The organism is Klebsiella grimontii (assembly GCF_900200035.1).
Taxonomy (GTDB): Bacteria; Pseudomonadota; Gammaproteobacteria; order Enterobacterales; family Enterobacteriaceae; genus Klebsiella; species Klebsiella grimontii.
Genome location: NZ_FZTC01000015.1, coordinates 13,248 through 39,142, shown reverse-complemented (window position 1 = coordinate 39,142; position 25,895 = coordinate 13,248). Strand labels below are relative to the sequence as shown.

At 55.1% G+C, this 25,895-nt stretch carries 26 protein-coding genes; 12 read left to right on the top strand and 14 right to left on the bottom strand.

The genetic code is table 11. The features are described from left to right. Position 1: 1 nt before the first annotated feature. The 9 genes from KOSB73_RS07810 to KOSB73_RS07770 are packed head-to-tail and all read left to right on the top strand — an operon-like array spanning position 2 to position 10,347. Entirely contained in the window at positions 2-2,089 is a 2,088-nt protein-coding gene (locus KOSB73_RS07810; RefSeq protein ID WP_004133800.1) for a GumC family protein, read from the top strand. 5 nt (positions 2,090-2,094) lie between these two features. Continuing rightward, positions 2,095-3,312 (top strand): polysaccharide biosynthesis protein, encoded by a 1,218-nt coding sequence (locus KOSB73_RS07805; RefSeq protein ID WP_098140358.1) that lies wholly within the window; start codon positions 2,095-2,097, stop codon positions 3,310-3,312. Next, positions 3,303-4,685 (top strand): hypothetical protein, encoded by a 1,383-nt coding sequence (locus KOSB73_RS07800; protein WP_004133807.1) that lies wholly within the window; start codon positions 3,303-3,305, stop codon positions 4,683-4,685. The genes KOSB73_RS07805 and KOSB73_RS07800 overlap by 10 nt, the downstream gene beginning before the upstream one ends. Further along, positions 4,678-5,703 (top strand): glycosyltransferase family 2 protein, encoded by a 1,026-nt coding sequence (locus KOSB73_RS07795; protein ID WP_049088533.1) that lies wholly within the window; start codon positions 4,678-4,680, stop codon positions 5,701-5,703. The genes KOSB73_RS07800 and KOSB73_RS07795 overlap by 8 nt, the downstream gene beginning before the upstream one ends. Continuing rightward, positions 5,684-6,898, top strand: a complete 1,215-nt coding sequence (locus KOSB73_RS07790) for a glycosyltransferase family 4 protein (protein ID WP_098140357.1) — start codon at positions 5,684-5,686, stop codon at positions 6,896-6,898. Before KOSB73_RS07795 ends, KOSB73_RS07790 begins: the two co-directional genes overlap by 20 nt. Next, complete coding sequence (locus KOSB73_RS07785) at positions 6,895-8,010, top strand: glycosyltransferase family 4 protein (RefSeq protein WP_004133810.1); 1,116 nt, start codon at positions 6,895-6,897, stop codon at positions 8,008-8,010. The genes KOSB73_RS07790 and KOSB73_RS07785 overlap by 4 nt, the downstream gene beginning before the upstream one ends. Next, a complete protein-coding gene (locus tag KOSB73_RS07780) occupies positions 8,007-8,417 on the top strand; it encodes a hypothetical protein (protein WP_004133811.1) in 411 nt (136 codons plus the stop codon). The genes KOSB73_RS07785 and KOSB73_RS07780 overlap by 4 nt, the downstream gene beginning before the upstream one ends. Before the next feature lie 2 nt (positions 8,418-8,419). Further along, entirely contained in the window at positions 8,420-9,838 is a 1,419-nt protein-coding gene (locus KOSB73_RS07775) for a DUF4832 domain-containing protein (protein ID WP_049088535.1), read from the top strand. 2 nt (positions 9,839-9,840) lie between these two features. Further along, positions 9,841-10,347 carry a serine acetyltransferase gene (locus KOSB73_RS07770; protein WP_004133814.1) on the top strand — a complete coding sequence of 169 codons (507 nt, stop codon included), beginning with the start codon at positions 9,841-9,843 and terminating at the stop codon, positions 10,345-10,347. A gap of 76 nt (positions 10,348-10,423) precedes the next feature. On the opposite strand, the gene crl is transcribed toward KOSB73_RS07770, so the two are convergent. From crl to gpt, 3 genes are all read right to left on the bottom strand, one after another. Beyond that, a complete protein-coding gene (gene crl, locus KOSB73_RS07765) occupies positions 10,424-10,822 on the bottom strand; it encodes a sigma factor-binding protein Crl (protein WP_004133815.1) in 399 nt (132 codons plus the stop codon). 57 nt (positions 10,823-10,879) lie between these two features. Next, positions 10,880-12,124, bottom strand: a complete 1,245-nt coding sequence (frsA, locus tag KOSB73_RS07760) for an esterase FrsA (RefSeq protein ID WP_024359130.1) — start codon at positions 12,122-12,124, stop codon at positions 10,880-10,882. A 106-nt stretch (positions 12,125-12,230) separates the two neighbouring features. Next, complete coding sequence (gene gpt, locus KOSB73_RS07755) at positions 12,231-12,689, bottom strand: xanthine phosphoribosyltransferase (RefSeq protein ID WP_004129200.1); 459 nt, start codon at positions 12,687-12,689, stop codon at positions 12,231-12,233. 258 nt (positions 12,690-12,947) lie between these two features. On the opposite strand from gpt, the gene pepD reads away from it, so the two are divergent. Next, positions 12,948-14,405 (top strand): cytosol nonspecific dipeptidase, encoded by a 1,458-nt coding sequence (gene pepD, locus KOSB73_RS07750; RefSeq protein ID WP_024359131.1) that lies wholly within the window; start codon positions 12,948-12,950, stop codon positions 14,403-14,405. A gap of 111 nt (positions 14,406-14,516) precedes the next feature. Here pepD and KOSB73_RS07745 read toward each other — a convergent pair whose 3' ends face one another. Next, on the bottom strand, positions 14,517-15,008 hold the full coding sequence (locus KOSB73_RS07745; RefSeq protein WP_024359132.1) for a GNAT family N-acetyltransferase: 492 nt from the start codon (positions 15,006-15,008) through the stop codon (positions 14,517-14,519). A gap of 2 nt (positions 15,009-15,010) precedes the next feature. After that, the gene (dinB, locus tag KOSB73_RS07740) at positions 15,011-16,066 is read right to left on the bottom strand and encodes a DNA polymerase IV (protein WP_098140356.1); all 1,056 of its coding nucleotides are present in this window, start codon (positions 16,064-16,066) and stop codon (positions 15,011-15,013) included. Positions 16,067-16,225: 159 nt separating this feature from the next. On the opposite strand from dinB, the gene KOSB73_RS07735 reads away from it, so the two are divergent. Next, positions 16,226-17,083 carry a glycerophosphodiester phosphodiesterase family protein gene (locus tag KOSB73_RS07735; protein ID WP_064342200.1) on the top strand — a complete coding sequence of 286 codons (858 nt, stop codon included), beginning with the start codon at positions 16,226-16,228 and terminating at the stop codon, positions 17,081-17,083. A gap of 32 nt (positions 17,084-17,115) precedes the next feature. Here the strand turns inward: KOSB73_RS07735 and nqrM are convergent, their stop codons facing one another. From nqrM to KOSB73_RS07700, 7 genes are read right to left on the bottom strand one after another with little or no spacing between them, the layout of a single operon-like run. Continuing rightward, the gene (gene nqrM, locus KOSB73_RS07730) at positions 17,116-17,331 is read right to left on the bottom strand and encodes a (Na+)-NQR maturation NqrM (protein WP_004133833.1); all 216 of its coding nucleotides are present in this window, start codon (positions 17,329-17,331) and stop codon (positions 17,116-17,118) included. Positions 17,332-17,333: 2 nt separating this feature from the next. Further along, positions 17,334-18,557, bottom strand: coding sequence for an NADH:ubiquinone reductase (Na(+)-transporting) subunit F (gene nqrF, locus KOSB73_RS07725; RefSeq protein WP_024359135.1), 1,224 nt, complete (start codon positions 18,555-18,557; stop codon positions 17,334-17,336). A gap of 11 nt (positions 18,558-18,568) precedes the next feature. After that, the gene (nqrE, locus tag KOSB73_RS07720; RefSeq protein WP_024359136.1) at positions 18,569-19,165 is read right to left on the bottom strand and encodes an NADH:ubiquinone reductase (Na(+)-transporting) subunit E; all 597 of its coding nucleotides are present in this window, start codon (positions 19,163-19,165) and stop codon (positions 18,569-18,571) included. Positions 19,166-19,171: 6 nt separating this feature from the next. Further along, positions 19,172-19,810: an NADH:ubiquinone reductase (Na(+)-transporting) subunit D gene (locus tag KOSB73_RS07715; protein WP_004133840.1), complete on the bottom strand. Its 639-nt coding sequence runs from the start codon at positions 19,808-19,810 to the stop codon at positions 19,172-19,174. Further along, on the bottom strand, positions 19,803-20,597 hold the full coding sequence (locus tag KOSB73_RS07710) for a Na(+)-translocating NADH-quinone reductase subunit C (RefSeq protein WP_004133842.1): 795 nt from the start codon (positions 20,595-20,597) through the stop codon (positions 19,803-19,805). Before KOSB73_RS07710 ends, KOSB73_RS07715 begins: the two co-directional genes overlap by 8 nt. Further along, positions 20,590-21,828: an NADH:ubiquinone reductase (Na(+)-transporting) subunit B gene (locus tag KOSB73_RS07705; RefSeq protein WP_049086099.1), complete on the bottom strand. Its 1,239-nt coding sequence runs from the start codon at positions 21,826-21,828 to the stop codon at positions 20,590-20,592. Before KOSB73_RS07705 ends, KOSB73_RS07710 begins: the two co-directional genes overlap by 8 nt. A 3-nt stretch (positions 21,829-21,831) precedes the next feature. Next, a complete protein-coding gene (locus KOSB73_RS07700) occupies positions 21,832-23,175 on the bottom strand; it encodes a Na(+)-translocating NADH-quinone reductase subunit A (RefSeq protein WP_098067483.1) in 1,344 nt (447 codons plus the stop codon). Positions 23,176-23,588: 413 nt separating this feature from the next. On the opposite strand from KOSB73_RS07700, the gene dpaA reads away from it, so the two are divergent. Further along, positions 23,589-24,329: a peptidoglycan meso-diaminopimelic acid protein amidase gene (gene dpaA, locus KOSB73_RS07695; protein WP_004129169.1), complete on the top strand. Its 741-nt coding sequence runs from the start codon at positions 23,589-23,591 to the stop codon at positions 24,327-24,329. Here the strand turns inward: dpaA and KOSB73_RS07690 are convergent. Both KOSB73_RS07690 and lpcA read right to left on the bottom strand, forming a co-directional pair. Beyond that, a complete protein-coding gene (locus KOSB73_RS07690) occupies positions 24,300-25,067 on the bottom strand; it encodes a class II glutamine amidotransferase (RefSeq protein ID WP_098140355.1) in 768 nt (255 codons plus the stop codon). The genes dpaA and KOSB73_RS07690 overlap by 30 nt on opposite strands. Before the next feature lie 43 nt (positions 25,068-25,110). Continuing rightward, positions 25,111-25,692 carry a D-sedoheptulose 7-phosphate isomerase gene (gene lpcA / locus KOSB73_RS07685; protein WP_004133848.1) on the bottom strand — a complete coding sequence of 194 codons (582 nt, stop codon included), beginning with the start codon at positions 25,690-25,692 and terminating at the stop codon, positions 25,111-25,113. Positions 25,693-25,895: the final 203 nt, after the last annotated feature.

Sequence of the window (25,895 nt, the reverse complement as noted above, 5' to 3'; positions counted from 1 at the left end):
TATGGCAATTTCATTGGTTGAAAATGGAAAGAAGAAAGAAGGCTTTATCGACTTCACGCCTTATTTCAACAAAATTAAGCACAAGCTCATCTGGTGCCTGGTGGTGGTCGTGGTGGCGGCAGCGGCGTCATGGATCCTGACGCGCTTTATGTCATCCAGCTATACCGCAACCGCGACGGTGCTGTTTAAAGCGCAGCCGCAGGACGTCACTCCCCTGCCGCGGCTGGAAAACTACGATTCCACCCGCAGCGATTACTATGAAACCAAATATGCGCTGATGGGCTCTCGCGTGGTGCTTGAGGCTGCAGTGAAGGCGATGAAGTTGGAACAAGACCCCGAGTTTAACGGCGGGGATAATCTTGATCTGGCCACGCGCGTCAATAACGCGGTTCGCGCACTGCAAAAAAACCTGACCATCTCCGGCGTGCGCACCACGCAGCTGGTTTCGGTTTCCATGGAAGCGAAATCGCCGCAAAAAGCCGCCGATATCGCCAACGGCGTGGCGCAGGCGTTTATCGATTACAGCCTGGCGCAGAAGCAAAAAACCTTGCTTCAGGCGCAGGGCTGGAACGAAAAAATGATGGACGATCTGCGCGCTAAGCTCGATCGCCAGAAAGCCGATATCGATGATTTTCTTAAACAGAACGGCCTGCTGACCTTCCGCAGCATGGATGGCTACGAGACCGAGCGGCTGGGCATCGTGATTAACCATCTTGCCGACGCCACCCAGCGCCGTCTGAAAGCGCAAACGGTATGGGATAAAGTGCGCCGTCAGCAGGGGAAACCGCCGGAAGCGATCATCTCGCTGCCGGAAATTTCCGGCCATCCGCAGATTCAGGATTTGCGCATCGCGCTAATCCAGACCCGGCGTAACCTGTCGGAAGCGGCGAAACACTACGGTCCTAAGCATCCGAAATATCTTCAGGCCCAGGCCCAGCTACAGGTCGTCAACGGGCAGATAGGCCAGGTGTTGGGCGAACTGCTTAACGGCTTACGCCAGCAGTATCAGATTGCGCTGGACGATGAGCAGCACTACCAGAAGATGCTCGACGACCAGAAAGCCGATTTCCAGGCGCTGGGGGCCAAGCGCGACAAATACAACACCATGATGACCGCGCTGAACAAAACCGAGGAGCTGTATAAATCGCTGTATCAGCGGGCGAATGAGCAGAAGCTTTCCGAAACTTTTTCGGTTCCTGACGAAGCGATCTACGATGCCGCCGTGCCGCCAAATCAGCCCTCTAAACCGCAGCGCGGTCTGCTTATCGTGATGGCGACCCTGATGGCGCTGGCGCTGTATATCATGTACCTGATTGTCAGCACCGCGCTCGACAAAACGGTGAACAGCATCAGCGAACTCAAAGCCAAAACGGGCCTTGATGCCAGCGGGGAGTTTCCGCTGCTGCCTCAGGCGAACAGCGCGCAGCTGACGTTCCAGAATCTGCTGTACGCCGATATGATCCACAGCCTGCGCCTGGCGCTGCTCGGCCAGACTGAGTCACGCGGTACGATACTGGTGACCTCGGCGCAGACCCATGCCGGCAGCAGCCTGATAGCTGAACTGTTGGCGTGGTCGGCCAGTAAGTCAGGCAAAACCTTGCTCATCGACCTGGATTATCTGGCCAACGCAGGGCTCTCCGCGCGCTATCCGCAGCATAAAACAGGGTTCAGCGCGCGTCTGGAAGACCGCTGCGCCACGCCGCAGGCGGTCGTTTCTCTGGCCGACAATCTTGATTTTATGCCGCGCGGCGAACTGAACGACTCGACGCTGCTGCTGTTAACCTCGCAACGGCTCCCGGCCCTGCTGACCACGCTGCGGCAGACCTACGATTCGCTCATTCTTAATGCGCCATCGCTCGGCCTCGCGCAGGACGGCCTGCTGCTGGCCCCGCACGTCGATATCTCCCTGCTGGTGGTGAAAGCCAGCGAGCAAGCGTCCCGCGTCCGCGACGCGCAAAGCCGTCTGCACGCCGCTGCGCCAACGCCTGTCGCCATCATGCTTAACCAGGTGAAAGAAGAGAACCTGGAGACTCAGGAAGGCAAACGCCTGCCGGAGCGCGGCATGGGTGAACTGATCTCACCGAAGTAGCGATCATGAATTTAATTAAGAGTATTTCATCCATCGCCAGCTCCTCGGTCCTCTCGCAGGCGATCGGCGCATTTTCCGTGTGGCTGATTTCCCATCGCTACGGCATGGCGGAAGTCGGGCACTACGCGATGATCTACAGCAACGTGCTGATTGGCGCGCAGGTTTGCACTTTTGCGTCGCAGCTGCTAATCCCGCGCCAGGAGGAGCATGAACTGGGGCAGAACGTGGTGTTTTGCCTGCTGCAAAGCCTGCTCCTGGCGCTGCCGTGGGCGGTCATCACCGGACTGATATTCCATCTCAATATCGCGTTTCTCTATCTGCTAACCTTCGGCTATGCGCTGGTTTTGATCGCCGAGAACCTCTCGCTGCGCGGCGGCAACTATCCGTTTCTCACCTTTCAGCGCATCGCCGTGTCGCTGGTGGTGGCGATAGCCCTGCTGACGATGCCGAACGCCACCCTGTTCTATATTGCCTGGATGGTGGGCATTTTGCTGCTGCTCAGCCTGTGCCTGCTGCGTTTATTTCACTTCAGCACCCTGACGCCGGCGCATTTTTCTCCGCGCGCCAACGGCCTTTTCGCGCGCCAGCACTGGCAGCATCTCAGCCGCGTCGGCAGCGCGGAAGTGCTGGCGATGGCCAGCAACAATCTGCCGACGATGCTGATTAACGTCTTGTTTTCACCGCTGGTCGCGGGTTATTTCTCGGTGGTGAGCCGCTTCTGCTTATCGCCGGTGATGATTGTCGGTAACGCGGTGCGCAATTCCATCTTTTCAAAATGGTCGATGGATTTTCGCAACAACACCTTTAACTATGCGGAATACAAAAAAATTCGCCTGCTGCTGTTGGCCGCGGCGCTGATCTGTATCCTTGGGATCTGGATTTTCTATCCGCTGGTTATGCGCCTGGGCTTCAGCCAGGAGTGGCTCAATTCGATCCCGACCTCACGCTATATGCTGCCTTATCTGTTCGCCGCCCTGGCCGTCAGTCCGCTGACCGTTATCGAGCTTATCTTTGGTTCTAAACGCTATTTTTTACGCATTCAGATAGAGCAGCTGCTGATCATTATCGCCGCTTTTATCGCGCTGCCTGAATTGGGCCAGAGCTATGAAATTGCCCTGCTGACCTTCTCTGTTCTTACCAGCATTCGCTATCTGTTCATTCTGTTGAAAATGAATAAGCGGGCGCTCCAGCTCTCCCGGCAGGAGCAGAAAATATGCAGCTAAACACCGGTCGCTATCTGGAAGCATTCGCGCTGACGACCATCGTCTTCTGCGGCACGGTGCAGTATTTCACCGGCGTTGTCGCCGTACTATGGCTTCCGTTTTTCATGGTGCTGGTAATGGTGGTTCTGCTGATGATGCAAAGCCGGCAGCAGCCTCTCGCGCTCAGCGCCCGCGAGAAGGTGGTGCTGGCGCTGTATCTGACTTTTATTATCCTTAGCCTCTGCGCCACCGTTTTACAATCCGGCATCGTCACCGCCATCGTCGGTTTTAAAAACGAACTGGCCCTGTCGCTGGTGATGTTTTGCATGCTGCTTGGTATGTTTCGCGAGTCGCAGCTGCATCGCCTGACTCAGCTTTTTTACTGGCTGTTCTACGTCCAGTTCCCGCTGGCTATCTATCAGGTGCTGGTGGTGGTGCCAAAACGCGTCGCCCTGCGCGGTGAGGATGAAAAGTGGGATTCGGTAGTCGGCACGTTTGGCGGCGACCCGATGGGCGGCGGCAATACCGCGGCCATGGGGATGTTCTGCCTGCTGATTATGCTGCTGAAGGTGTCCGAATTTAAGCACGGTATCTGTTCATTCAAATCGATGGCGGCGCATATCGTGCTGGCCTTTTTCCTCTGCGTGGTGGGCGAGGTAAAATTCGTGATTCTGCTGTCGCCGTTCTTACTGGCGCTGCTGTGGATCATGCCCGCTTACGTCAGCGGCATCAGCAAAGTCACCCTGCGCTCGTTGATGATAATCGCCGCCGGAATGGTGGTGTTAATTTTTGCCGCTATCACCATTCTCGCCTCCAACTACTCGTCGGCCTTTGGCGGGGATCCGACCAAAAGCGCGCTCTCGGTATTTATCGATTCCCTCGGTTATATTTTTGATACTAACTACATTATGGAAAGCGGCGAGCTTGGCAGGTTTACCACTATTTTCTTCTGGCTTAAGCATAACGAACTTTTTGGCCCCGGCGGAATGCTATTTGGCTACGGTCTGAACGCGACCAACAGCGGCAGTACCGTCTCCCCAGGCTATATTGGCGCCTGGTATCATCTGATACTCGATTCCACCGCGCTAAGCATGATGCTGTGGGAAGTCGGTATTATCGGCGTGATCTTATTTATCGCCATGATTGCTTCTATTCTTATCGGCATGCGGCCCAAAGAGACCTTTTCCCGCTACGATCTAAAGCGTGAAGATTTACAGCTGCTTAGCTCCGCGCCTGCATTTTACGTCTTTGCCATCGGCTGTTTACTCAGCCTTCCCTACAGTCAGATCCTGATGATCATTCCCATGCTACAGTTTTTATTATGGCTGGCCCTCGGGGCGCTCATTGTCATTCATCGTTCCGTCCGTCTGAACTCCGGTACCCAATATGAATAAAACGCCATCAATTACCGTCAGCATTAAAACCCTCAACGAAGCGCAGGGGATTGAAAAAACGATCGACAGCGTCCGCAAGCAATTGCAGCCTTACCCCCATCAAATTATCGTCGCCGATAGCCTCTCCACCGACAACACCCGGGAGCTGGCCATCGCCAAAGACGCGATGGTGGTCTGCCTTGATAATGCGAAAGATCGCTGCTGCGGCGTGGGCCACCAGCTGGGCTGGTTATTCAGCGAAGGGGACTATCTGCTGCTGCTGGACGGCGATATGGAGCTGGAGCCGGGTTTTCTCGACACCGCCGTCGCCTTTCTCGAAGAACATCCTGAATACGCTGGCGTGGCGGGCAGCGTCGAGATGGATGATGCCGCTAACTATGAATTTAAATCGCGCAAGCAGCGCCTGCATCTTATTTATCCGCAGGGTGATACCGACCATCTTGGCGGCGGCGGACTCTATCGCCGCTCGGCAATCGAGAAAATTGGCTATCTGACTAACCTTAATCTCCACGGCTATGAAGAAGCCGAATTGGGGATCCGCTTGCAGGCCGCAGGCTATAAACTCCACCGCCTCGCCGCGCCCTATTTTAGCCATGCTTCCTATACCATGCCGACATTTAAAATGTTGACCTATCGCTGGAAGAACGGTTTTTTATGGGCGCCCGGTGAGCTATTACGCAACTGCTGGGGGAAAAACCATTTTCCTGCCGCGCTTAAGATTGTTCGCAACGAACTGATATTCACGCTGTATATCCTGGTATTGATTATTTGCCTGCTGTCGTTAAATCCCGGTTTGATTATTATCGCCCTGCTTCCGCTGCTGGCGTTTATCGCCCTGAAGGCGATTAAAAATAAGTCGCTGCGGGACGGCGTACAGAGCGTTATCAACTTATCGTTATTTTCCGCAGGTATGGTGCGAGGCCTCATGAACTCCGTTCGCGATCCGATGAAACAACCCGCCGTGACCGTCTCCAACCCAAAACATATCCAGACAGAACATGAAAATATTATTCGTTAACAAATTCTTTTTTATTAAGGGCGGAGCGGAAACCGTATTTTTCCAGGAGCGAGACGCTATGCTGCAAGCGGGCTATCAGGTTGTCGACTTCAGCATGCAGCATGCAGAAAATAAACCCTCGCCCTGGGAAAGCTTCTTCGTACACAACGTGGACTACCATCAAAACCACGGGCTGACGGGCAAGCTCAAAGCGGGTATCGACTTTATCTACAACGCGGAGGCCTGCAGCAAGCTCAATACGCTGCTGCTGGCGCAGCGCCCGGATATTGTGCACTTTCATAATATTTACCATCAGCTGACGCCGGCGCTGATCGGCGTCGCCAAACGCTTTGGCTGCAAAACCCTGCTGACCGCGCACGATTATAAAATCGTCTGCCCATCGTACACCATGCTGCGCGATGGCCACGTTTGCGACGACTGTCTTACCGGTTCGGTGAGCAACGCCTTCCGCCATCGTTGCCAGCAGGGCGACACCTTTAAAAGCCTGCTGCTGTCGCTTGAGGCCTACTGGCAAAAGTTCGCGCAAAATTACGCCATGCTCGATTGCATCATCGCTCCCAGCGAATTTATGCGTCAGACGCTGCTGCGTAAATTACCCCGGTCACGGATCGAGACGATCGTCAACGGTATTGATGCCAGCGCCACGATCCCGGGCGATACGGCGGGCGATTATTTCCTCTATATCGGCCGCTTGAGCCGTGAGAAAGGCGTCGCTACCCTGGCGCTGGCGCAGCAAAAAATGCGCCAAATGATGCCGCTAAAAATCGTCGGCGACGGCCCTCTCGGCAACGACCTGCGCGCCCGCTTTAGCGGTCCGGAATTTCTCGGCTATATGCGCCACGGAGAAGCGCTCAACGCGTTGATTCGCGGCGCGCGGGCGGTGATCGTCCCTTCCGAATATTATGAAAACTGCTCGATGTCGGTACTGGAGGCGATGGCGTTCGGTCGCCCCGTCGTCGGCGGCAATATCGGCGGCATTCCGGAGCAAATCCGCGATGGCATTGATGGCTATCTGGTGGAACCCGGGGATGCCGACGCGCTGGCGCGCATCATGGATGGCCTGGCCGCCAATCCGCAGCAGGCGCGGGAAATGGGCATCAACGCGCGCCAGCGTTTAGAAGAGAAATACGATCTCGCCCGGCATATGCAGGTTCTGCAGGAACTCTATCAGCAGCTTGTGGGGGAAGCGAAATGAAGCTCAAAGTGACGGTGCTTGGCACCCGCGGTATTCCGAATGTCCAGGGCGGCGTTGAGACCCATTGCCAGAATCTCTATCCGGAAATCTATCAACAGAATCACGCCGATATCTGCGTCATTGCCCGCTCACCGTACGTTGACTACCGCCGCAGCGAATATAAAGGCGTGCGGTTAAAAAGCCTGTGGGCGCCTAAAAGCCGCAAGTTCGAAGCCATTATTCACTCAACGCTGGCAGCCTTCAGCACCCTGTTTGACGGCTCAAATGTGGTTCACGTTCATGCGGTCGGCCCTGGCCTGGTGGTCCCTCTGCTGCGCCTGCTCGGCAAGCGCGTCGTTTTTACCCACCACGGCCCGGACTACGATCGCCAGAAGTGGGGCAAAATGGCGAAAGAGATGCTGCGTCTTGGTGAGAAATGGGCGGTGAAATATGCCAATGAAGTTATTGTTATCTCGGAAGTGATTAATACGCTGATTAAAACCAAACACGGCCGTACCAACGCTAACGTGATCTATAACGGCGTGCGCCAACCGCCGCTTCCCGCCGAAGAGACGCGACAGGCCACGCTGAATCAGTATTCGCTGAAAGCCGGGCAATACATTGTCGCCGTCGCCCGTTTTGTCGAAGAAAAAGGGCTGCACGATCTGCTTGCCGCCTACAAAGCCTCGAACTGTTCGCTGCCGCTGGTGCTGATTGGCGATGCCGATCATCCGGATGAGTATAGCGAGCGGCTGAAGAAACAGGCGGCCGCTACCCCGGGAGCGATCATGACCGGTTTTATTAGCGGCGATCCGCTGCATACCTTGTTCTCACAGGCCGGGCTTTTTGTTCTTCCGTCTTACCACGAAGGGCTGCCCATTGCCCTGCTGGAGGCCATGTCCTGGTCCTTACCGGTTATCGTCAGCGATATCCCCGCCAACCTGGAGATCGGCCTGCCTGCGGAGGTTTATTTTCCGACGGGCAATGTCGCCGCGCTAGCGCAAAAGCTCCAGTCCTGGCGCGGCGAGGAGACCGTGGATTACAGCCAGTTAATGCCCAAATACCGCTGGCCGGACATTGCAGCGAAAACGGCTCAGGTCTACCAGCGATTAACGAACAAGAGTCAACCGTGACAAAATCAACATCCGACCTGGTCATTGAGCGCTTTTATTCCGCGCTTGATGCGGAAACAGAAAGTTCATTAACGCCGGAGCAGAAACGCGGTATCGAACAGGCGCTGGTGAGATCGAGCCTGGCGTCGCGCCATCGTATCGACTTTCGCCATAGCTTTCCGTTTCTGCATCGTCGATATTTTGTAGTCTTTTTATGCGGTCGCGATCTGCGCAAAATCCCGCGGGAAAGTACGCTGCTCGGGCGTCTATTTTCCACCCTGGCGATTACGTTTGCCGTGCTGTTCGCCATTCTTGCCGTGCTGCTGGCGCTCTATATGCTGAAATCCGCGCTGGGAATCGATGTGTTTAAGAACTTTCACGTCGGTATCTGGACATGGTTTGTGAACCTCCACGATAAAGTGAATTAACGATGAGCTCTTTTTCGCCGCGCCGCGCCGCGCTCTGTTTGGCGCTCCTGCTGGCCGGAATCATTCCGTCTGCGGCGGTACTGGCTGAACGTACGGTTATCACCCCGCCGGCCTTCACCGGTCTGTTAACGAACCCAGGGATCGGCGTGGCCAGTTTCCACGATGGTTATGGCCAGAAGCCCTCTCTGCAAGAGTATCCGAACACCGGGTTTGAATACGATCGCTTTTACTGGAGCGATCTGGAGCCTGAAGAAGGCGTCTATAATTTTGCGCCGATCGATCATGCCTTCAGCGTCGCCGCTCAGCATCAGCCGGCGATGAACGTCGGATTGCGTATTATGGCGCTCGATGAACCGCAATCGGGCTCGAAAATCCCCGCCTGGCTTATCAAAAAAGGCATTCAGGGACAATGGGTCGAAAATGGCAAAACCTTTGTCCCGGATCTCAGCGATCCGACTTTTATCGCCTATGCGCAAAAGCTGCTTAACGCCCTCGGCGCGCGTTATGACGGTAATCCGGAGCTGGCGTTTGTCGATATCGGCATGGTGGGTTCGTGGGGTGAATGGCATAACTCCAATTTCCCTGACGTCGCGCCGTTGATGGAAAAGTACACTCCGCAACAGCTCAATCGCTACGTTGATATGCACTTCAGCAGTTTCCCTAAAACGCCCAAAATCATGTTGATCAGCGGCGGCGACTCGCTGGCCTGGGCCAGCCAAAAAGGCGCCGGATGGCGCGCGGACTGCTGGGGAGACTGGCATAACTTTTCCCCGGAGTGGAGCCATATGCGCGATGACTATCCTCAACGCCTGGCCGCCGCGCAGGCGGCGTGGGGCGGGTTTAATGACGGCTGGCAGCACGCTCCCGTGAGCCTCGAGATTTGCGGCTATATGGCGGAATGGGAAAGCGTGCAGCATTACACTCGCGAAGAGGTCCAGGCAAGCTTCGACTGGGCATTAGCGCAGCACGCCAGTACCCTGAATCTGAAATCGCGACCGGTGCCGGCAGCGTATCGCGATATCGTTGATAATGCGTTATTGCGCATCGGCTATCGCTACCGGGTGAGCCAGCTGGAATTTGATACGCCCGTACGTAGCGGCATGCCGCTTACGCTGAATGTCACCTGGCGTAACGACGGCGTCGCCCCGGCCTATCTCCCCTGGCTTGTACAATGGCGGATAGTCAATGCGGCGGGCGATACCGTTACGCAAATCAAAACGGCGGATGACGTTCGCCAGTGGCTGCCCGGAGCTCATCAAAGCCGCGCTACGCTAGCGCTGCCTGCCGGGCTGCCTGACGGTCAATACCGCCTGCAGGCGGCCCTGGCCAATCATCAGGGGCAACCGCGTATTCAACTCGCTAACGAAGGTCAAACCGGTGACGGATGGTATTCACTGGCTTCGTTTAACCTTAAGGAATAATCATGTTTGAGGCTATCAGACAGGTCGGCCAGGAGATCAAATCCTGCGGCGGCATAAAAGCGAAAATCGCGGTTCTGCTCTATCGTCTGGCGACGCTCTATCGCAGCCGTAATCCTCTGTGGAAGATCTGCGGGATCCCCTTCGTTATTCTCAATATCGTGATTAACGAGTGTTTATTTTGCATTGAGCTGCCGTGGCGAGCGCGCATTGGCTATGGGCTGAAGCTGTATCATCCGCACTGCATTGTGATTAACCGGGGAACGATCATCGGGCAAAATTGCACTTTGCGCCAGGGCGTCACTATTGGCAGCGTGACCGATAGTCAGGGCCGGGAAAGCGCTAGCCCGCGAATTGGCGATAACGTGGAATTTGGCGCCCACGCCGTGGTGATTGGCGCGGTCACGCTAGGCGACAATGTCAAAGTCGGCGCGGGCACGGTGGTAACCAAAGATCTGGCCGCCGGCATGATTGCCGTCGGTCAGCCATACCGGGTATTAAACGGCGATTAGCGTAGGTTTGCCTGGGGACAAAACCCACGCTGATAGAAACGCGGGTTTTAACGCGGGATAGCAAAATGACCGGAACTTAGGCCCTCAGCTTAACCGGTTCGCTGAAATCATCGGCGGGCTCCAGCTTAAGGCTGAAGGTCGCCAGTAACGCTTCGGCTCGTTGGTGAAAATCGCGTAGCGTCTTTTCGAGCTTTTCCGTGACTTCAGGATCGTCAATCGCGACCGGACGCCAGTCGCCTTCTTTATCGAACAATCCAAACTGATAGCTATAGGTGAAGCGCGAAGCCTGCGCTTCCATCTCCATCCACCATCCCCAGAACTCGCGTTTTTCAGGCGCTGGTTTTACGTTGACGCAAACTGCCAGGCAATCGAAAAAGAAGCGGTTGTCTTCACATTGCTCCTCACGGATGTAAGGGCCAAGCGCCGTGAATTTCTTAATCAGCTTACTCTTCAGGTGTCCACTCGGTAACGTCATTGCGATCTCCTTTAGTGATGCTATGACGTTACCAAATCAATAGAATTTAGCAATATATTAACTAAATCTATGGCTAATCCAGCGGGCGATCTGCCGCAGGGCGTGATCGAAATTACGGTAGACCGGATTGAACGGGATCTCCAGCAGCTTGCCGTCGGAGGAGGAGGAAGTGATTAAACGCGACTCCTCTTCCGGACTGAACGGATCGTCTTTCCAGAAACCGGAGAGCATCGGCGTAGGGCAGCGACGCCCCAGCAGACCCTGAACCTTCAGGGAATAGCGGTTAAGCTCAACCCGCAGCGCTTCGTCGGAGGCGTCATGCATACCCAGACGCGACGCCAGAACGTCGAGATACATTTCCGGCACCCGTCCCTGATGCAGCGGGTCCACCAGCAGTCCGTGCACCACCGGCCCCAGACAGGCCACCGCCTTCAGGCGCTGGGGTTCAAGATAGCCCAGCCGGACGGCGATGTTCGCGCCGAAGCGGAAACCAAAGGCGGCCACCCGGGTATGGTCAACCCAGGGAACATTAGACAGATGCTGCAGCACATACTGGTGCAGCATGCTGGTATCCTGGGTCAGCTTGCATTTTGAAGAGAAACCGATGGAAGGCATATCGACCGTCAGCATAGCGATGCCCAGGGGCGCAAAATAGTTCTCGTACAGGTTGTAATAATCGGTCTGTAGCGCGTCAAGCCCGCCGCACATCAGCACCGTCGGGAACGGCCCATCGCCCGGCGGCATATGTAAGAAACCGGTGATCGGCGCGGCGCCGGGGATGGCGAACTCCAGCTCTCGCAGTTTGCCGGGCAAGCGCTGGGCGGCTTCTTCATAGGCCCGGTATGCCAGCACCTGCGCCTGTTCCGCCAGCTCATCGCCCTTGATATGCGGATAGGCGGCAATGCTGTAAAGGTTTGCCGCATGGAGCCAGTGACGACCGCTAACCAGAAGATTCTCTTCCTGACCGGCCTTTTGCTGCCAGTCCATCGCCTGTTTGGCCCATTCAAAGATCCAGTTGCCGCCGCGATAGCCCACGACCGTATCGTAAAGCTCGGGGTCGGTCCGCTCCGCATCGCTCATGACGATACGCGCCTGCACGTCGAGGATTTCCTGTGGCGTCACGCCACGCCAGATCCACATCAGGCGGTTAATCAATCGGTACCAGTGATCAACGTGATTGCCGCTAAGCGCGGACTGGATCGGTTGTTGCGCTCCGGTGTTAAACCGACGCACCAGCGTAGAGGTTTCCGGATGTTTGAATCGGGGTTTAAACAACGTTTCGCTAAGGTTAGCCTGGGACATGTGCCGCCTCCATCATGTTGCCACTCAAGCTATTGTAACCTGCGTCAGGGTAAAAAAAACCACGCCCGGCAAAACCGGGCGTGGTAATTAGCATTTATGCGGGAAATTAACGGCCTGCGATAGGCGGTACGAATACCACGCCCATATCCCACGGCTGTTCAATCCAGGTATCCTGGGGAATATCAACGACATAATCATCAACCAGCGGGCGACCTGCCGGTTTGGCGAAGATGGTGACAAAATGTGCTTTAGGATACATTTCGCGGATGGCAACGGCGGTACCGCCGGTATCAACGAGATCGTCGATCACGATAAAGCCTTCGCCATCGCCTTCCGCACGTTTCAGCACGGTCAGTTCACGCTGATTATCGTGGTCATAGCTTGAGATGCAAACGGTATCAACATGACGAATACCCAGTTCACGCGCCAGTAATGCTCCCGGTACCAGACCGCCACGGCTAACGGCAATAATGCCTTTCCACTGTTCAACCGGCAGCAGACGGGTTGCCAGTTTGCGGGCGTGAATCTGCAACATGTCCCAGGTGACGACGTATTTTTCGCTCATGTGAAGTGTCCCAGCCTGTGTAATACGGCTTAAATAATGTTCGAGGGGGAAAATGGTTGCGCGAGATTATAGAGATCTGACGCGCTAAAAACCAGCGTTAAGCGGCCCCCGCGACTCTTTTTACGTGGTTTACACTACCAGAGTACACGGAAAGTGGTATTCTCAACCCCATCGCGCAAGCCCGGGCTTGTAGTGTATTTGATTGCTAACCCCTCGATCTGCAAACGACTTTTGCAGGTGATTGTAAGGAGACTTATCGTGTCTGAACTGTCTCAATTATCCCCGCAGCCGCTGTGGGATATTTTTGCCAAAATCTGCTCTATTCCTCACCCCTCCTATCACGAAGAACAGCTCGCTGAGCACATTATGGGCTGGGCAAAAGAAAAAGGCTTACACGCGGAACGCGACCAGGTTGGCAACATTCTGATTCGTAAAAGCGCGACTGCCGGTATGGAAAACCGTAAACCGGTGGTGCTGCAGGCGCACCTCGATATGGTGCCGCAGAAAAACAACGATACCGTTCACGACTTCGCTAAAGATCCTATTCAGCCGTATATCGACGGCGAGTGGGTTAAAGCGCGCGGCACCACCCTGGGCGCCGATAACGGTATCGGCATGGCCTCCGCATTGGCGGTGCTGGCCGACGACAACGTTGTTCACGGCCCGCTGGAAGTGCTGCTGACCATGACGGAAGAAGCCGGAATGGACGGCGCGTTTGGCCTGCAGGCTAACTGGCTGCAGGCGGACATCCTGATCAACACCGACTCCGAAGAAGAGGGTGAGATTTATATGGGCTGCGCCGGCGGGATCGACTTCACCTCTGACCTCGCGCTGACCCGTGAAGCCGTTCCGGCCGGTTTCCAGAGCTTTAAGCTGACCCTGAAAGGGCTGAAGGGCGGCCACTCCGGCGGCGAGATCCACGTTGGTTTAGGTAATGCCAACAAGCTGCTGGCACGCTTCCTTGCGGGCCATGCTGAAGAGCTGGATCTGCGCCTGGTCGATTTCAACGGCGGCACCCTGCGCAACGCTATTCCCCGCGAGGCGTTCGCTACTGTCGCCGTGGCCGCGAACAAAGTGGATACGCTGAAAGCGCTGGCTAATGAGTACCAGGCGATCCTGAAAAACGAGCTGGCGGCCAAAGAGAAAAACCTGACAGTACTGCTGGAATCGGTTGCGAACGACCAGCCTGCGCTGACGGCCCAATCTCGTGACACCTTTGTACGCCTGCTTAACGCCACGCCGAACGGCGTCATCCGCAACTCTGATGTGGCAAAAGGCGTGGTGGAAACCTCGCTGAACGTCGGCGTGGTGACCATGACCAGCGATAACGTGCAGATTCACTGCCTGATTCGCTCGCTGATCGACAGCGGTAAAGATTATGTCGTCAGCATGCTGGATTCTCTGGGCAAGCTGGCCGGCGCGAAAACCGAAGCGAAAGGCGCCTATCCTGGCTGGCAGCCGGACGCCAGCTCGCCGGTGATGCATCTGGTGCGTGAAACCTATCAGCGTCTGTTCAACAAGACGCCGAACATCCAGATTATCCACGCGGGCCTGGAGTGCGGTCTGTTCAAAAAACCGTATCCGGACCTGGACATGGTTTCTATCGGGCCAACCATTACCGGCCCCCACTCCCCGGACGAGCAGGTTCACATTGAAAGCGTTGGACAGTACTGGACGCTGCTGACCGAGCTGCTGAAATCCATTCCGGCGAAGTAAGACAATTAAGGCCCACACCGCGAGGCGCGGGCCTTTTCTTTATAAGATGACCGTTCGAAAAGCCCGCCTTACCGATCGCGTATACCGGCCACGCGCATTTGCCGCCTTGAGTCATTGCAGGAAAGGCCTGCAAAGTGCGTTCTGAGTATTTAGCGCATCGATTTCCCGCCGCATCCGGTAATTAAGAAACCGCTCACCGCGCGCTTCAACCTGCTGTTGCTCAATTACGCTAAAACCGTGGCGTTCAAAAAAGGGCTTTGCCGTAATGCTGGCTTCTACCGTTAACACGCGTTCAGGCCGCCGTATAAGCAATGCGTTGAGCAATGCGCTGGCTATTCCCTGGCGGCTATAGTCGGGAGAAACAAACAGCAAATCAATATAGTCATCCACGGTGGTAATAAACCCGACCGGCGATGCCTCTTTTACCGCGACCAGTACCCGTGAAGCCGCTATTTTTTGCCGCCAGCGGGCTTCATCAACCTGAGCCCAGGCGGCAATTTGCCGGGGAGAATAATCGGCGCTGGCCGTCTCTTTAATCGCCCGCAAAAAAATCGCGCATAGCGTGGCAAAATCACGCTCTCCATACGGTCTTATTTTCGGCATTGTTATAACCCCAGAACTAATTGTCGCTCCAGCTGCGGATCGAGCAGCGTCACGTGCAGCCCTACCAGCCTGACTCCCCGACCTCCGCGCCGCTCGTTCCAGGCTTTATGGGCAGTGGTGATCAAATCATCTTTATTCAATCGGGGCCAGACATGCTCCTGAGTCGTGAGCTGGAAATCATTAAACTTCAGCTTGACCCCCTGCCGGGCGATCAGCAAATCCGGTTTAACCTTCGCCAGGCGCCGTTCCAGTTCCGGATAGAGATTCTCAATAATCGACTCACACTCCGCCCATTCGTGGATATCCTCTACCAGGGTTCGCTCAACGCCCACCGATTTGCGCTGGCGCTCGCTGCTGATTTCTCGTTCATCAATTCCCTGGCTGCGCTCCCATAGTATCCGCCCGAATTTACCAAAGCGCTTGAGCAACATCGCCAGATCGCTGTTCTGCACATCTGCACAGGTCCTCAGCCCCATGCTTTCGAGCTTCGCGGCGGAAACTTTGCCGACGCCCGGGATCTTCGCTAGCGGCAACGTTTTGACAAACTCCGCGACCTGGTGCGGCGCAATCACAAACTGGCCATTGGGTTTATTCAGGTCCGAGGCGATTTTTGCGAGAAACTTTACTGGCGCAATGCCTGCGGAGGCGGTCAAATTTAGCTCACGATGGATGGTCTCGCGGATCTCCTGCGCCATCAGCGTCGCTGACCCCTGACAATGAACGCTGTCGCTAACGTCCAGATAGGCTTCGTCCAGCGATAAAGGCTCGATTAGCGAGGTATAGCGGGAAAAAATCTCCTGGATATGGTTCGACGCCTCTTTATAAGCATCAAAGCGGCCGGGAAGCAGCGTCAGGTGAGGACAAAGCTTGAGCGCTGTGGCGGTGGGCATGGCGCTACGCACGCCGAATTTACGCGCCGGATAGTTGGCCGTACTGATCACACCGCGCTGCACCCGGCTACCGCCAATGGCGATAGGGATGTCGCGCAGTGCCGGGTTGTCCCGCATCTCCACCGCCGCGAAGAAGCAGTCCATATCAACGTGGATGATCTTACGCATAGCCAAACCTTAGACTGTACATGCGTACAGTATAGCAAAAGTCGGCGAAATTTAATCTTTTAAAAACCCTCGCCATAAAAAACGTGCTACAACATAAAAGTGCAACAAATATGATTTATTTTTCATATGGTTATATTAATGAACAGGGTGAATGTAATCATGAAATCAATACTTACTGCGCTTGGTTTGCTTATTGCCAGCAGCGCCTGCGCTGCGCCGCAGCTCATTGCTCATCGGGGAGGCACCGGCGATGCGCCGGAAAACACCCTTCCGGCGATAAAACTGGCGCTGGAGAATAAGGCCGAGGCGATTTGGATAACGGTACAATTAAGCCATGATGGCGTTCCGGTCTTATATCGCCCGAGCGATTTATCCGCCCTGACTGACCATACCGGGAAGGTCTCAAGCTTTAGCGCTGCCGAACTGGCCCGCATGGACGCGGGATGGAAATGGGGCGGTGAAACTCACCCCTGGCGCGGAAAAAATGCCACCATTCCAACGCTGCAATCAGTGCTGGAGCAATGGCCGCAGACCTTCTTTTACATCGATATTAAATCGCCTGATGCCGACCCGGCAATGATGGCTTCGCGTCTTAGTGAAGTATTGCAAACAACCCATAGCCTCTCGCGCGTACGCGTTTATTCCACCGAAGACCGCTATATCGCGGCGCTACCGGAATCTATTCCCCATTTCGTCAGCCGGGGCGAAACGCGAACGAAGCTGGCTAATATTTCCCTTAGCCACCAGTGCCAGCCAACCACGCAGCCGGGCGATGACTACTGGTACGGTCTGGAGCTGAAACGCAAGGTAGAAATCGTGGAGAAGTTCACCCTCGGCGAAGGCGTGTCGCCAGCCACCCTCACCTGGGATAAAGAAGCCATGGACTGTTTCCGCTCTCAGGGCAAAGCCCATATTGTCTTCTTCGGCATTAATAGCGCCGATGATTTTCGTAAGGCAAGCGAGCTGGGAGCCGATGGCGTGATGGTAGACTCGCCGGCGAAAGCGAAAACCTGGTAAATCGTAAAAGGCCGCGATAAGCGGCCTGCTGTTTAAATGATGCGATCCCGTTTGCGCTGCGCTTCGCGAGCCATGCGTTTTTTACGCGCATCGCAAGGTTCAGGACAGTCGCAGACCTTTTCCAGACCCAGCGATGAGATCCCGCCGCAGCTGCCCTGAAGAGTTTTGCGCTTGATCAGGTACCCTAGCGACATTCCCAGAATAACCAGCGCGAAAATCACGAAGGTCGCGACAAATACCGTCAGCATCATCAGCCTCCAAAATCGTCCAGCATGATGTTTTCATCCTCAACGCCGAGATCTTTAAGCATTTTGATAACCGCGGCGTTCATCACCGGCGGCCCACACATGTAAAACTCACAATCTTCCGGCGCCGGGTGATCGCGCAGATAGTTTTCATACAGGACGTTATGAATGAAGCCAGTATGGCCGGTCCAGTTATCTTCCGGCTGCGGATCGGAGAGCGCCACGTGGAAGGTAAAGTTCGGGTTTTCCCGTGCCAGCTGTTCAAACTCGTCATCATAGAACATTTCTCGCAGAGACCGCGCACCGTACCAGAAACTGATTTTACGTGAGCTGTGTAGCCGCTTAAGCTGGTCGAAAATATGCGAGCGCATCGGCGCCATCCCCGCCCCGCCGCCGATAAACACCATCTCCGCCTGCGTTTCTTTGGCAAAGAACTCCCCAAACGGCCCGGAAATCGTCACTTTATCGCCAGGCTTCAGCGACCAGATATACGAGGACATAATCCCCGGCGGCGCATCAGGCACCTGCGGCGGCGGCGTGGCAATACGCACGTTGAGCATAATGATGCCCTTCTCTTCCGGATAGTTAGCCATGGAGTAGGCGCGTAACGTGGGCTCTTTCACGTCAGAGACATAGCGGAAAAGATTAAATTTATCCCAGTCGCCGCGATACTCGTCCGGAACGTCAAAGTCGGCATAGGCGACTTTGTGCGATGGACACTCGATCTGAATATACCCGCCGGCGCGGAACGGAACCGCGTCACCGTCAGGCACGCGCAGCTTCAGCTCCTTGATGAAAGTGGCCTTGTTATCGTTCGAGATAACTTCACACTCCCACTTCTTAACGCCAAAAATCTCCTCCGGCAGCTCGATTTTCATGTTCTGCTTCACCGCGACCTGGCAGGCGAGGCGGCAGCCCTCTCTCGCCTCACGCTTAGTGATATGAGAGAGTTCGGTAGGCAGGATATCACCGCCCCCCTCTTTCACCGTCACCCGGCACTGGCCGCAGGAGCCCCCGCCGCCGCAGGCCGACGAAACGAAGATACCGTTGCTGGAGAGCGTATTCAGCAGCTTGTCGCCCGCCGGAGTACGAATCTGTTTATCCGCCTCATTATTGATTTCAATGACCACGTCGCCCGCATTCACCAGCTTCGAACGCGCGGCCAGTATCAGCCCCGATAGCACCAGGACGATCAGCGTGAACATCACTACGCCAAGAATAATTTCCATACTTTCCGCCCTTATAGCTGCACACCGGAGAATGACATAAAGCCCAGCGCCATCAGACCTGTGGTAATAAAGGTGATCCCTAACCCGCGCAGACCCGCGGGCACGTTTGCGTATTTCATTTTTTCACGGATACCCGCCATCGCCACAATTGCCAGCAGCCAGCCGATGCCGGAACCAAAGCCGTAAACGATCGACTCGCTGAAGTTATAGTCACGCTGCACCATGAAGGAGACACCGCCAAAAATCGCACAGTTGACGGCAATCAGCGGCAGGAAGATCCCCAGAGCGTTATAGAGCGTCGGGAAGTACTTATCGAGGATCATCTCGAGGATCTGAACCAGCGCGGCAATAACGCCAATGAAGGTAATAAAGTTCAGAAAGCTCAGATCAACGCCTTCCACCAGCGCGCCGTCGCGCAGCACCAGGTTGTAAACCAGATTGTTAATGGGTACCGCCAGCCCAAGCACGACCGTTACCGCAACGCCGAGCCCGAAAGCGGTCGACACTTTTTTCGATACCGCGAGGAAGGTACACATCCCAAGAAAGAAGGCCAGCGCCATGTTTTCAACAAACACGGCGCGGACAAACAGGCTAATGTAATGAGCCATAATCGGTTACTCCTTTTCCTGCTGTTCAGGCTTCCAGCTACGCACCGCCCAAATCAACAAACCGATAATGAAGAACGCACTCGGCGCCAGAAGAAACAGGCCATTTGGCTGATACCAGCCGCCGTTCTGCACCGTTTCCAGCACCGTGATGCCAAACAGTTTGCCGCTGCCAATGAGCTCGCGCAGAAAGCCGACAAGCAACAGGATCGCGCCGTATCCTAGACCGTTGCCAATACCGTCCATAAAGCTTGCCAACGGCGGCGACTTCATGGCATAGGCTTCCGCCCGCCCCATTACGATACAGTTGGTAATGATAAGGCCGACGAATACCGATAGCTGTTTGGAGGTTTCATAAGCAAAAGCGCGCAGCAGCTGGTCAACGACAATAACCAGCGAAGCGATAATCGCCATCTGCACAATGATGCGCACGCTATTCGGAATGTGGTGGCGGATCATGGAGATAAACATGCTGGAGAAAGCCGTAACCAGCGTCACCGCGATGGTCATCACAAAAGCCGTCTCCAGCTTGGTGGTCACCGCCAGCGCGGAGCAGACGCCCAGGACCTGCAGCGTGATAGGGTTATTAGCGATAAGCGGCCCCACCAGCACGCGCTTCATTTCTTTCATGTCGCCTAAATCAGCCATTATTCAGCCCCCCTTCACGTACCTTATGCAGGAATGGACCAAAGCCCAGTTCGCCCATCCAGAAATCAAAACTATGCTGCACACCGTTGGAAGTCAGCGTCGCGCCCGACAGGCCATCCACGGCGTGCAGGTCGCCCGGACGCGCTCCGCCTTTAACGATTCTCAGCGCAGGCATACCTTTATCATCAAGCACTTGTTTACCGATAAACTGCTGGCGCCAGTTGGGGTTTTCGATTTCCCCGCCCAGCCCCGGCGTTTCGCCGTGATCGTAATAGGTGATCCCTTTGAGCGTACGGCCATCGGTTTCCAGCGCAATAAAGGCGTACATCACCGACCACAGGCCGTTACCGTAAATGGGCAGGACGATTTCCTGAATCTGCTGCTTTTCATCGCGCACCAGATAAATTTCGGCAATATTACTGCGGCGTTTGATACCGGCCGGGTCCTGACTGGCGTCCAGCTGTAGGCTTTGCTGGGGATCTTTCAGAGCCTGGGCCTGATTAAACTTGCCGGGATCTTTATCCAGCAGCTCGCCGCTGGCTAAATCGACTAATCGCGGAGAGATACGGGCCTTAAAAATATCAGCCACGTCCTCTGCGCTCATCCCCTGCTTCATCAGACCGGCAACCGCCAGGATATTGCGCTGTTTATCGAGAGCGCGCTGCTCCTGCTGGCGCGATTTTAGCCCCACCGCAGAACCGGCGACCACGATTGAGCAGACCAGACAAAGCACCAGCACCACCAGCAGCGTTTTGCCGATGCTATCGTTACTTTTATTCTCAGCCACGCGACTTCCTCCGCTTAATATTGGCCCGCACCACCAGATAATCGAACAGCGGCGCGAAGAGGTTGGCGAAGAGGATCGCCAGCATCATCCCTTCCGGATAGGCCGGGTTGACCACGCGAATCAGGACGCACATCACGCCGATCAGCAGGCCATAGCTCCATTTACCTCTATCCGTAAACGACGCGGACACCGGGTCCGTCGCCATAAACATCATGCCGAAGGCGAAACCGCCGAGCACCAGATGCCAGTACCACGGCATGGCAAACATCGGGTTGGTATCAGAGCCAATGAAATTAAACAGCATCGCGGTAGCCACCATACCGATGAAAACCCCGGCGACGATGCGCCATGAGGCCACGCGACCAAAGATAATGATTGCCCCGCCGATCAGAATCATCAGCGTCGAGACTTCGCCAATCGAGCCCGGAATCTTGCCGAGGAAGGCATCCATCCAGCTTACCGGCAGACCGGTAGCGACGTTCACCAGCGATTCACCGCCGCCGCTGGCCCACTGGGATAGCGGCGTCGCGCCGGAGAAGCCATCCGCCGCAGTCCACACCAGGTCGCCGGAAATTTGCGCCGGCCAGGCAAAGAACAGAAAGGCCCGCCCCGCCAGCGCCGGGTTGAGAAAGTTTCGCCCGGTTCCGCCAAAAATCTCCTTGGCCATGACGACACCGAAGGTGATCCCAAACGCGGCCTGCCATAGCGGCAAAGTGGGCGGTACGATCAGCGCAAACAGAATAGAGGTAACGAAAAAGCCCTCGTTAACCTCGTGTTTACGCACGATAGCAAACAGCACTTCCCAGAATCCGCCGACAAGAAATACGGTAATGTAGACAGGCAGGAAAAATACCGCCCCCAAGGTCATCATGCTGAGCCAACCGGCGTCAGGGGTGAAGTTCACCCCCAACCACTGCGCAATGCTGTAGTGCCAGTTCCCGGCAATAACCTGCTGCAGCTGTTCAGCACCGTATAATTTATGCAGCGCCGGAATAGTCTGCAGGCCAACGTTATACATTCCCCAGAACATTGCCGGGAAAACGGCGAACCACACCAGTATCATCATCCGCTTAAGGTCGATGGCGTCTCTGACGTGCGCCGCTCCGCGCGTCACCTGACCGGGTGTATAAAACAAGGTCGCCGTCGCTTCGAACAACGGGTAGTATTTTTCCAGCTTGCCGCCGTGCGTAAAGTGCGGCTCAAGTTTGTCAAACAGTTGCTTTAAGCCCATCACTTATCCTTCCTGCTCAATCTGGGTTAACACGCTGCGCAACGCCGGGCCATATTCATACTTGCCGGGACACACGTAGGTGCAAAGCGCCAGGTCTTCTTCATCCAGTTCCAGACAGCCCAGCGCCTGTGCGCTATCGGTATCCCCCGCCAGCAAATCCCGCAGCAGCATGGTGGGCAGAATATCCAGCGGCATCACTCGCTCATAATTGCCAATCGGCACCATAGCCCGCTCGCCGCCGTTGGTATCCGTCGAGAAATTAAACAGCTTACGCTTCATAAAGTGGCCGAGCGTGGTGCGAGTGATGGAGAATTTGTCCTTCCCCGGCATCACCCAGCCGAACAGCTCTTTCTCTCGCCCTTCCTTCACCACGCTGACCTGTAAATGAAAGCGGCCAAGAAAAGCATGCGGCCCGCGGGCATGCGTTCCGCTGAGGACCGAACCGGAAATAATCCGGTTTTCATCATCCAGCAGTTCATCTGCCAGCAGCTCATCAAGGCTGGCGCCTGAACACGTTTTTATCAGACGGGGCTCCTTCACCTGCGGGCCACCGAGGGCAATAATACGTTCGACAGACAGCTCCCCTTCCAGGAATAATTTGCCAACGGCGATAACGTCCTGATAGTTAAGATGCCAGACCTGCTTTTTCAGGCTAACCGGTTCGAGAAAATGGATGTGGGTCCCCACCAGCCCGGCGGGATGCGGCCCGGCAAACTGGTTGAAAGTAACCTGGCCAACCGGATGCCCGCCAAGCTTGCCGCCGCTGGCCTGACAGACGTGGACTTTACCGTCGGTCAGCCGCGTCAACAGCGTCAAACCAGCGTCAAAGGCCTCACGCTGGGCCAGTATGATTGGCTGAGGGTCTGCCGCCAGCGGATTCGTATCAATGGCGGTGACAAATATGGCCGCCGGCACGCTGCCCGGCGCGGGTATTTTGCTGAAAGGACGGGTGCGAAATGCCGTCCACATCCCCGACTCCAGCAGTTGGCGCTGTACGGCCTCGCGCGTCAACCCGGCAAGATCGGCTAATTCATAGCGGGGAAAGTGAACGGCATCATCGCCATCCACATCAATAACGACCGATTGCAGAACCCGACGCTCGCCGCGATGAATGGCGCTAATGGTCCCACTTGCCGGTGCGGTAAAACGCACGCCAGGATTTTTTTTGTCTTCGAACAGAAGCTGCCCTTTTTGTACCCGGTCACCTTCACGCACCGCCATCGAGGGGCGCATACCGATGTACTCTTCGCCTAACAGCGCAACGCGCTTAACCGCAGGCTTCGAAGAAATCTGCTGTGATGGCATGCCAGCTATGGGCAAATTCAGCCCTTTCGTGATTTTAATCATATCGTTAGCAGGTATCCGTTACCTAAACCCCGGCATCAGGCCGAGGCCAGCATAATTAATGGAAAATAAGAGGAAGAAAGGAACATTGTAGTCCTGGTGATTCACAAGACGGGAGAGAAGCATCCTTTCTTACCCTGAGCATTTAGCGGGCCAAGTGTAACATTTCGTGAGCGGCGCCTGTAGACAAACCGCCATTAAGTCGTTCTAAAATGCGAGCTATTACGCAAAGTTCTGACTGCGCTTTGCCTCAAGATTCGCTATAACGGAAAACTAAAACGTAAACGTGGCACATCGTGCTTGCGAAAAAATGCCGTGGTGCTAATGTGAGCGCTCTAAAACCAGAAAACTCTGATTTCGGGTCTCTCTTGCCGTCCTGGCAATGTGGTAATTTGTTTTATCAAGGAACAAGTAGTATGCGCAAAATCGCATTATTTATTGCGATGCTTCTGTTGCCGTGCGTTTCATTCGCAGGGTTACTTAGCAGTAACAGCTCGACAACGCCGATGAGCAAAGAGTATAAGCAGCAGCTCATGGGCTCCCCGGTCTACATTGAGATCTTCAAAGAAGAGCGCATGCTCGATCTTTACGTCAAGATGGGCGAAACTTACCAGCTTCTCGACAGCTACCGGATCTGTAACTACTCCGGCGGGCTCGGTCCAAAGCAGCGCCAGGGCGATTTCAAGAGCCCGGAAGGGTTCTATAACGTTTCGCGCAATCAGCTAAAACCCGATAGTCGTTTCTATAAAGCGATCAATATTGGCTTCCCGAACGCTTACGACCGCGCGCACGGCTACGAAGGTAAGTATCTGATGATTCACGGCGCCTGCGTATCCGTTGGCTGTTACGCCATGACCGATACCGGTATTGATGAAATCTTCCAGTTCGTCACCGGCGCGTTAGTCTTCGGCCAGCCCAACGTTCAGGTGAGCATCTATCCTTTTCGCATGACCGATGCCAACATGGCGCGGCACAAATATTCCTACTTCGCGGATTTCTGGCAACAGCTGAAACCGGGATACGACTACTTCCGGCAGACGCATAAACCGCCGGTGGTTTCCGTGGCCGATGGCCGCTACGTGGTGAGCAAACCGCTCAGCCACGAAGTTGTGCAGCCGCAGCTCGCGTCAAACTACTCGGTCCCCGAGGCAAAATAACACCCACTCGCCTGGCATGATTTTATTCCAGGTTTCATTGCCGGTCAGCGGCTGGGTGGCGATAACGGAGACCACATCATTCGGTGTGGTCTCGCGTTGAAAATCAATTTCTACATCCTGATCCAGCAGCGTCGCTACGCCAAACGGCGCCCGTCGCGTAATCCAGTATAAATTCGTCGAGCAGAACGCCATCACGTAGCGCCCATCGGAGAGCAGCATGTTAAACACGCCCTTTTCACGCAGCTCTCCGGCAAGCGTAGCGATAAAGCTGAATACCTCCACCATATCGCCCGGCATTTCCGGATAGCGCTCGGTGATGCTGTGCAGCAGCCAGCAGAACGCCTTTTCGCTATCGGTTTCCCCGATGGGGTGCAGGTTGCCCGTCCCGAGATTCTCATACCCTTCCAGTTGACCGTTATGCGCATAGGTCCAGTTGCGCCCCCACAATTCCCGGGTAAAGGGGTGAGTATTTTCCAGCGCAACGATACCCCGGTTGGCCTGGCGAATATGGGCGATGACCGAGCAGGACTTGATAGGATATTCCTGCACCAGCTTGGCTATGGGCGACTGAAAGCTAGGCTGCGGATCTTTAAATGTGCGACAGCCCTTACCTTCATAAAAAGTAATGCCCCAGCCGTCTTTATGCGGCCCGGTTCCGCCACCGCGCTGCACCAGCCCGGTGAAACTGAAGCAAATATCTGTGGGCACATTCGCGCTCATCCCGAGCAATTCGCACATAGATCACCTCATACAGCAATGCGGGGTTAACCCCCGCGATTTATCAGGCTTTAACCATCTCTTTTTCGATAAGCATAATCAGGATATGAATCACTTTAATATGAATTTCCTGAATGCGGTCGGCGTAGCCAAAATGCGGTACGCGAATTTCGACATCCGCCGATCCCGCCATTTTACCGCCATCTTTCCCCGTCAGAGTAATCACTTTCATCCCCTGAGCGCGGGCGGCTTCGATCGCTTTGATTACGTTACCGGAGTTACCGGAAGTGGAGATCCCCAGCAATACATCGCCTGTACGGCCCACTGATTCTACGTAGCGAGAGAAAACATATTCATAGCCAAAATCATTGCTGACGCAAGAGAGATGGCTCACGTCTGAAATCGCAATTGCCGGATAGCCTGGGCGGTTTTCACGATAGCGCCCGGTCAGTTCTTCCGCAAAATGCATCGCATCGCAGTGTGAACCGCCGTTACCGCAGGAAAGGACTTTGCCGCCAGCTTTAAAGCTATCCGCCAGCAGCACCGCAGCACGCTGAATCGCATGAATATTGGCTTCGTCCTGCAGAAAGTTAGCCAGCGTTTCAGCGGCTTCATTCAGTTCGTTACGAATAAGATCCTGGTACATGAGGATAATCCTTCAGTATTTGTGGGATAACCCAGGCAGTTTACCGGATAGCCGACGCAGCGAGAAGCAGCACGCAAGGTAATCCCCCGTGCTTTTGATTTTATGTGCCGCATTTCCGTACAACAATGTGAGCAAGGTTGTAATTATTTTGTAAACACATTGCTAAAACAAATTACATCCACTACAACCATATCATCACAAGT

Coding starts and splice junctions, on each gene's coding strand:
- KOSB73_RS07810 (WP_004133800.1), top strand. CDS start 2: ATGGCAATTTCATTGGTTGAAAATGGAAAGAAGAAAGAAGGCTTTATC.
- KOSB73_RS07805 (WP_098140358.1), top strand. CDS start 2,095: ATGAATTTAATTAAGAGTATTTCATCCATCGCCAGCTCCTCGGTCCTC.
- KOSB73_RS07800 (WP_004133807.1), top strand. CDS start 3,303: ATGCAGCTAAACACCGGTCGCTATCTGGAAGCATTCGCGCTGACGACC.
- KOSB73_RS07795 (WP_049088533.1), top strand. CDS start 4,678: ATGAATAAAACGCCATCAATTACCGTCAGCATTAAAACCCTCAACGAA.
- KOSB73_RS07790 (WP_098140357.1), top strand. CDS start 5,684: ATGAAAATATTATTCGTTAACAAATTCTTTTTTATTAAGGGCGGAGCG.
- KOSB73_RS07785 (WP_004133810.1), top strand. CDS start 6,895: ATGAAGCTCAAAGTGACGGTGCTTGGCACCCGCGGTATTCCGAATGTC.
- KOSB73_RS07775 (WP_049088535.1), top strand. CDS start 8,420: ATGAGCTCTTTTTCGCCGCGCCGCGCCGCGCTCTGTTTGGCGCTCCTG.
- KOSB73_RS07770 (WP_004133814.1), top strand. CDS start 9,841: ATGTTTGAGGCTATCAGACAGGTCGGCCAGGAGATCAAATCCTGCGGC.
- crl (WP_004133815.1), bottom strand. CDS start 10,822: ATGACGTTACCGAGTGGACACCTGAAGAGTAAGCTGATTAAGAAATTC.
- frsA (WP_024359130.1), bottom strand. CDS start 12,124: ATGTCCCAGGCTAACCTTAGCGAAACGTTGTTTAAACCCCGATTCAAA.
- gpt (WP_004129200.1), bottom strand. CDS start 12,689: ATGAGCGAAAAATACGTCGTCACCTGGGACATGTTGCAGATTCACGCC.
- KOSB73_RS07745 (WP_024359132.1), bottom strand. CDS start 15,008: ATGCCGAAAATAAGACCGTATGGAGAGCGTGATTTTGCCACGCTATGC.
- dinB (WP_098140356.1), bottom strand. CDS start 16,066: ATGCGTAAGATCATCCACGTTGATATGGACTGCTTCTTCGCGGCGGTG.
- KOSB73_RS07735 (WP_064342200.1), top strand. CDS start 16,226: ATGAAATCAATACTTACTGCGCTTGGTTTGCTTATTGCCAGCAGCGCC.
- nqrM (WP_004133833.1), bottom strand. CDS start 17,331: ATGCTGACGGTATTTGTCGCGACCTTCGTGATTTTCGCGCTGGTTATT.
- nqrF (WP_024359135.1), bottom strand. CDS start 18,557: ATGGAAATTATTCTTGGCGTAGTGATGTTCACGCTGATCGTCCTGGTG.
- nqrE (WP_024359136.1), bottom strand. CDS start 19,165: ATGGCTCATTACATTAGCCTGTTTGTCCGCGCCGTGTTTGTTGAAAAC.
- KOSB73_RS07715 (WP_004133840.1), bottom strand. CDS start 19,810: ATGGCTGATTTAGGCGACATGAAAGAAATGAAGCGCGTGCTGGTGGGG.
- KOSB73_RS07705 (WP_049086099.1), bottom strand. CDS start 21,828: ATGGGCTTAAAGCAACTGTTTGACAAACTTGAGCCGCACTTTACGCAC.
- KOSB73_RS07700 (WP_098067483.1), bottom strand. CDS start 23,175: ATGATTAAAATCACGAAAGGGCTGAATTTGCCCATAGCTGGCATGCCA.
- dpaA (WP_004129169.1), top strand. CDS start 23,589: ATGCGCAAAATCGCATTATTTATTGCGATGCTTCTGTTGCCGTGCGTT.
- KOSB73_RS07690 (WP_098140355.1), bottom strand. CDS start 25,067: ATGTGCGAATTGCTCGGGATGAGCGCGAATGTGCCCACAGATATTTGC.
- lpcA (WP_004133848.1), bottom strand. CDS start 25,692: ATGTACCAGGATCTTATTCGTAACGAACTGAATGAAGCCGCTGAAACG.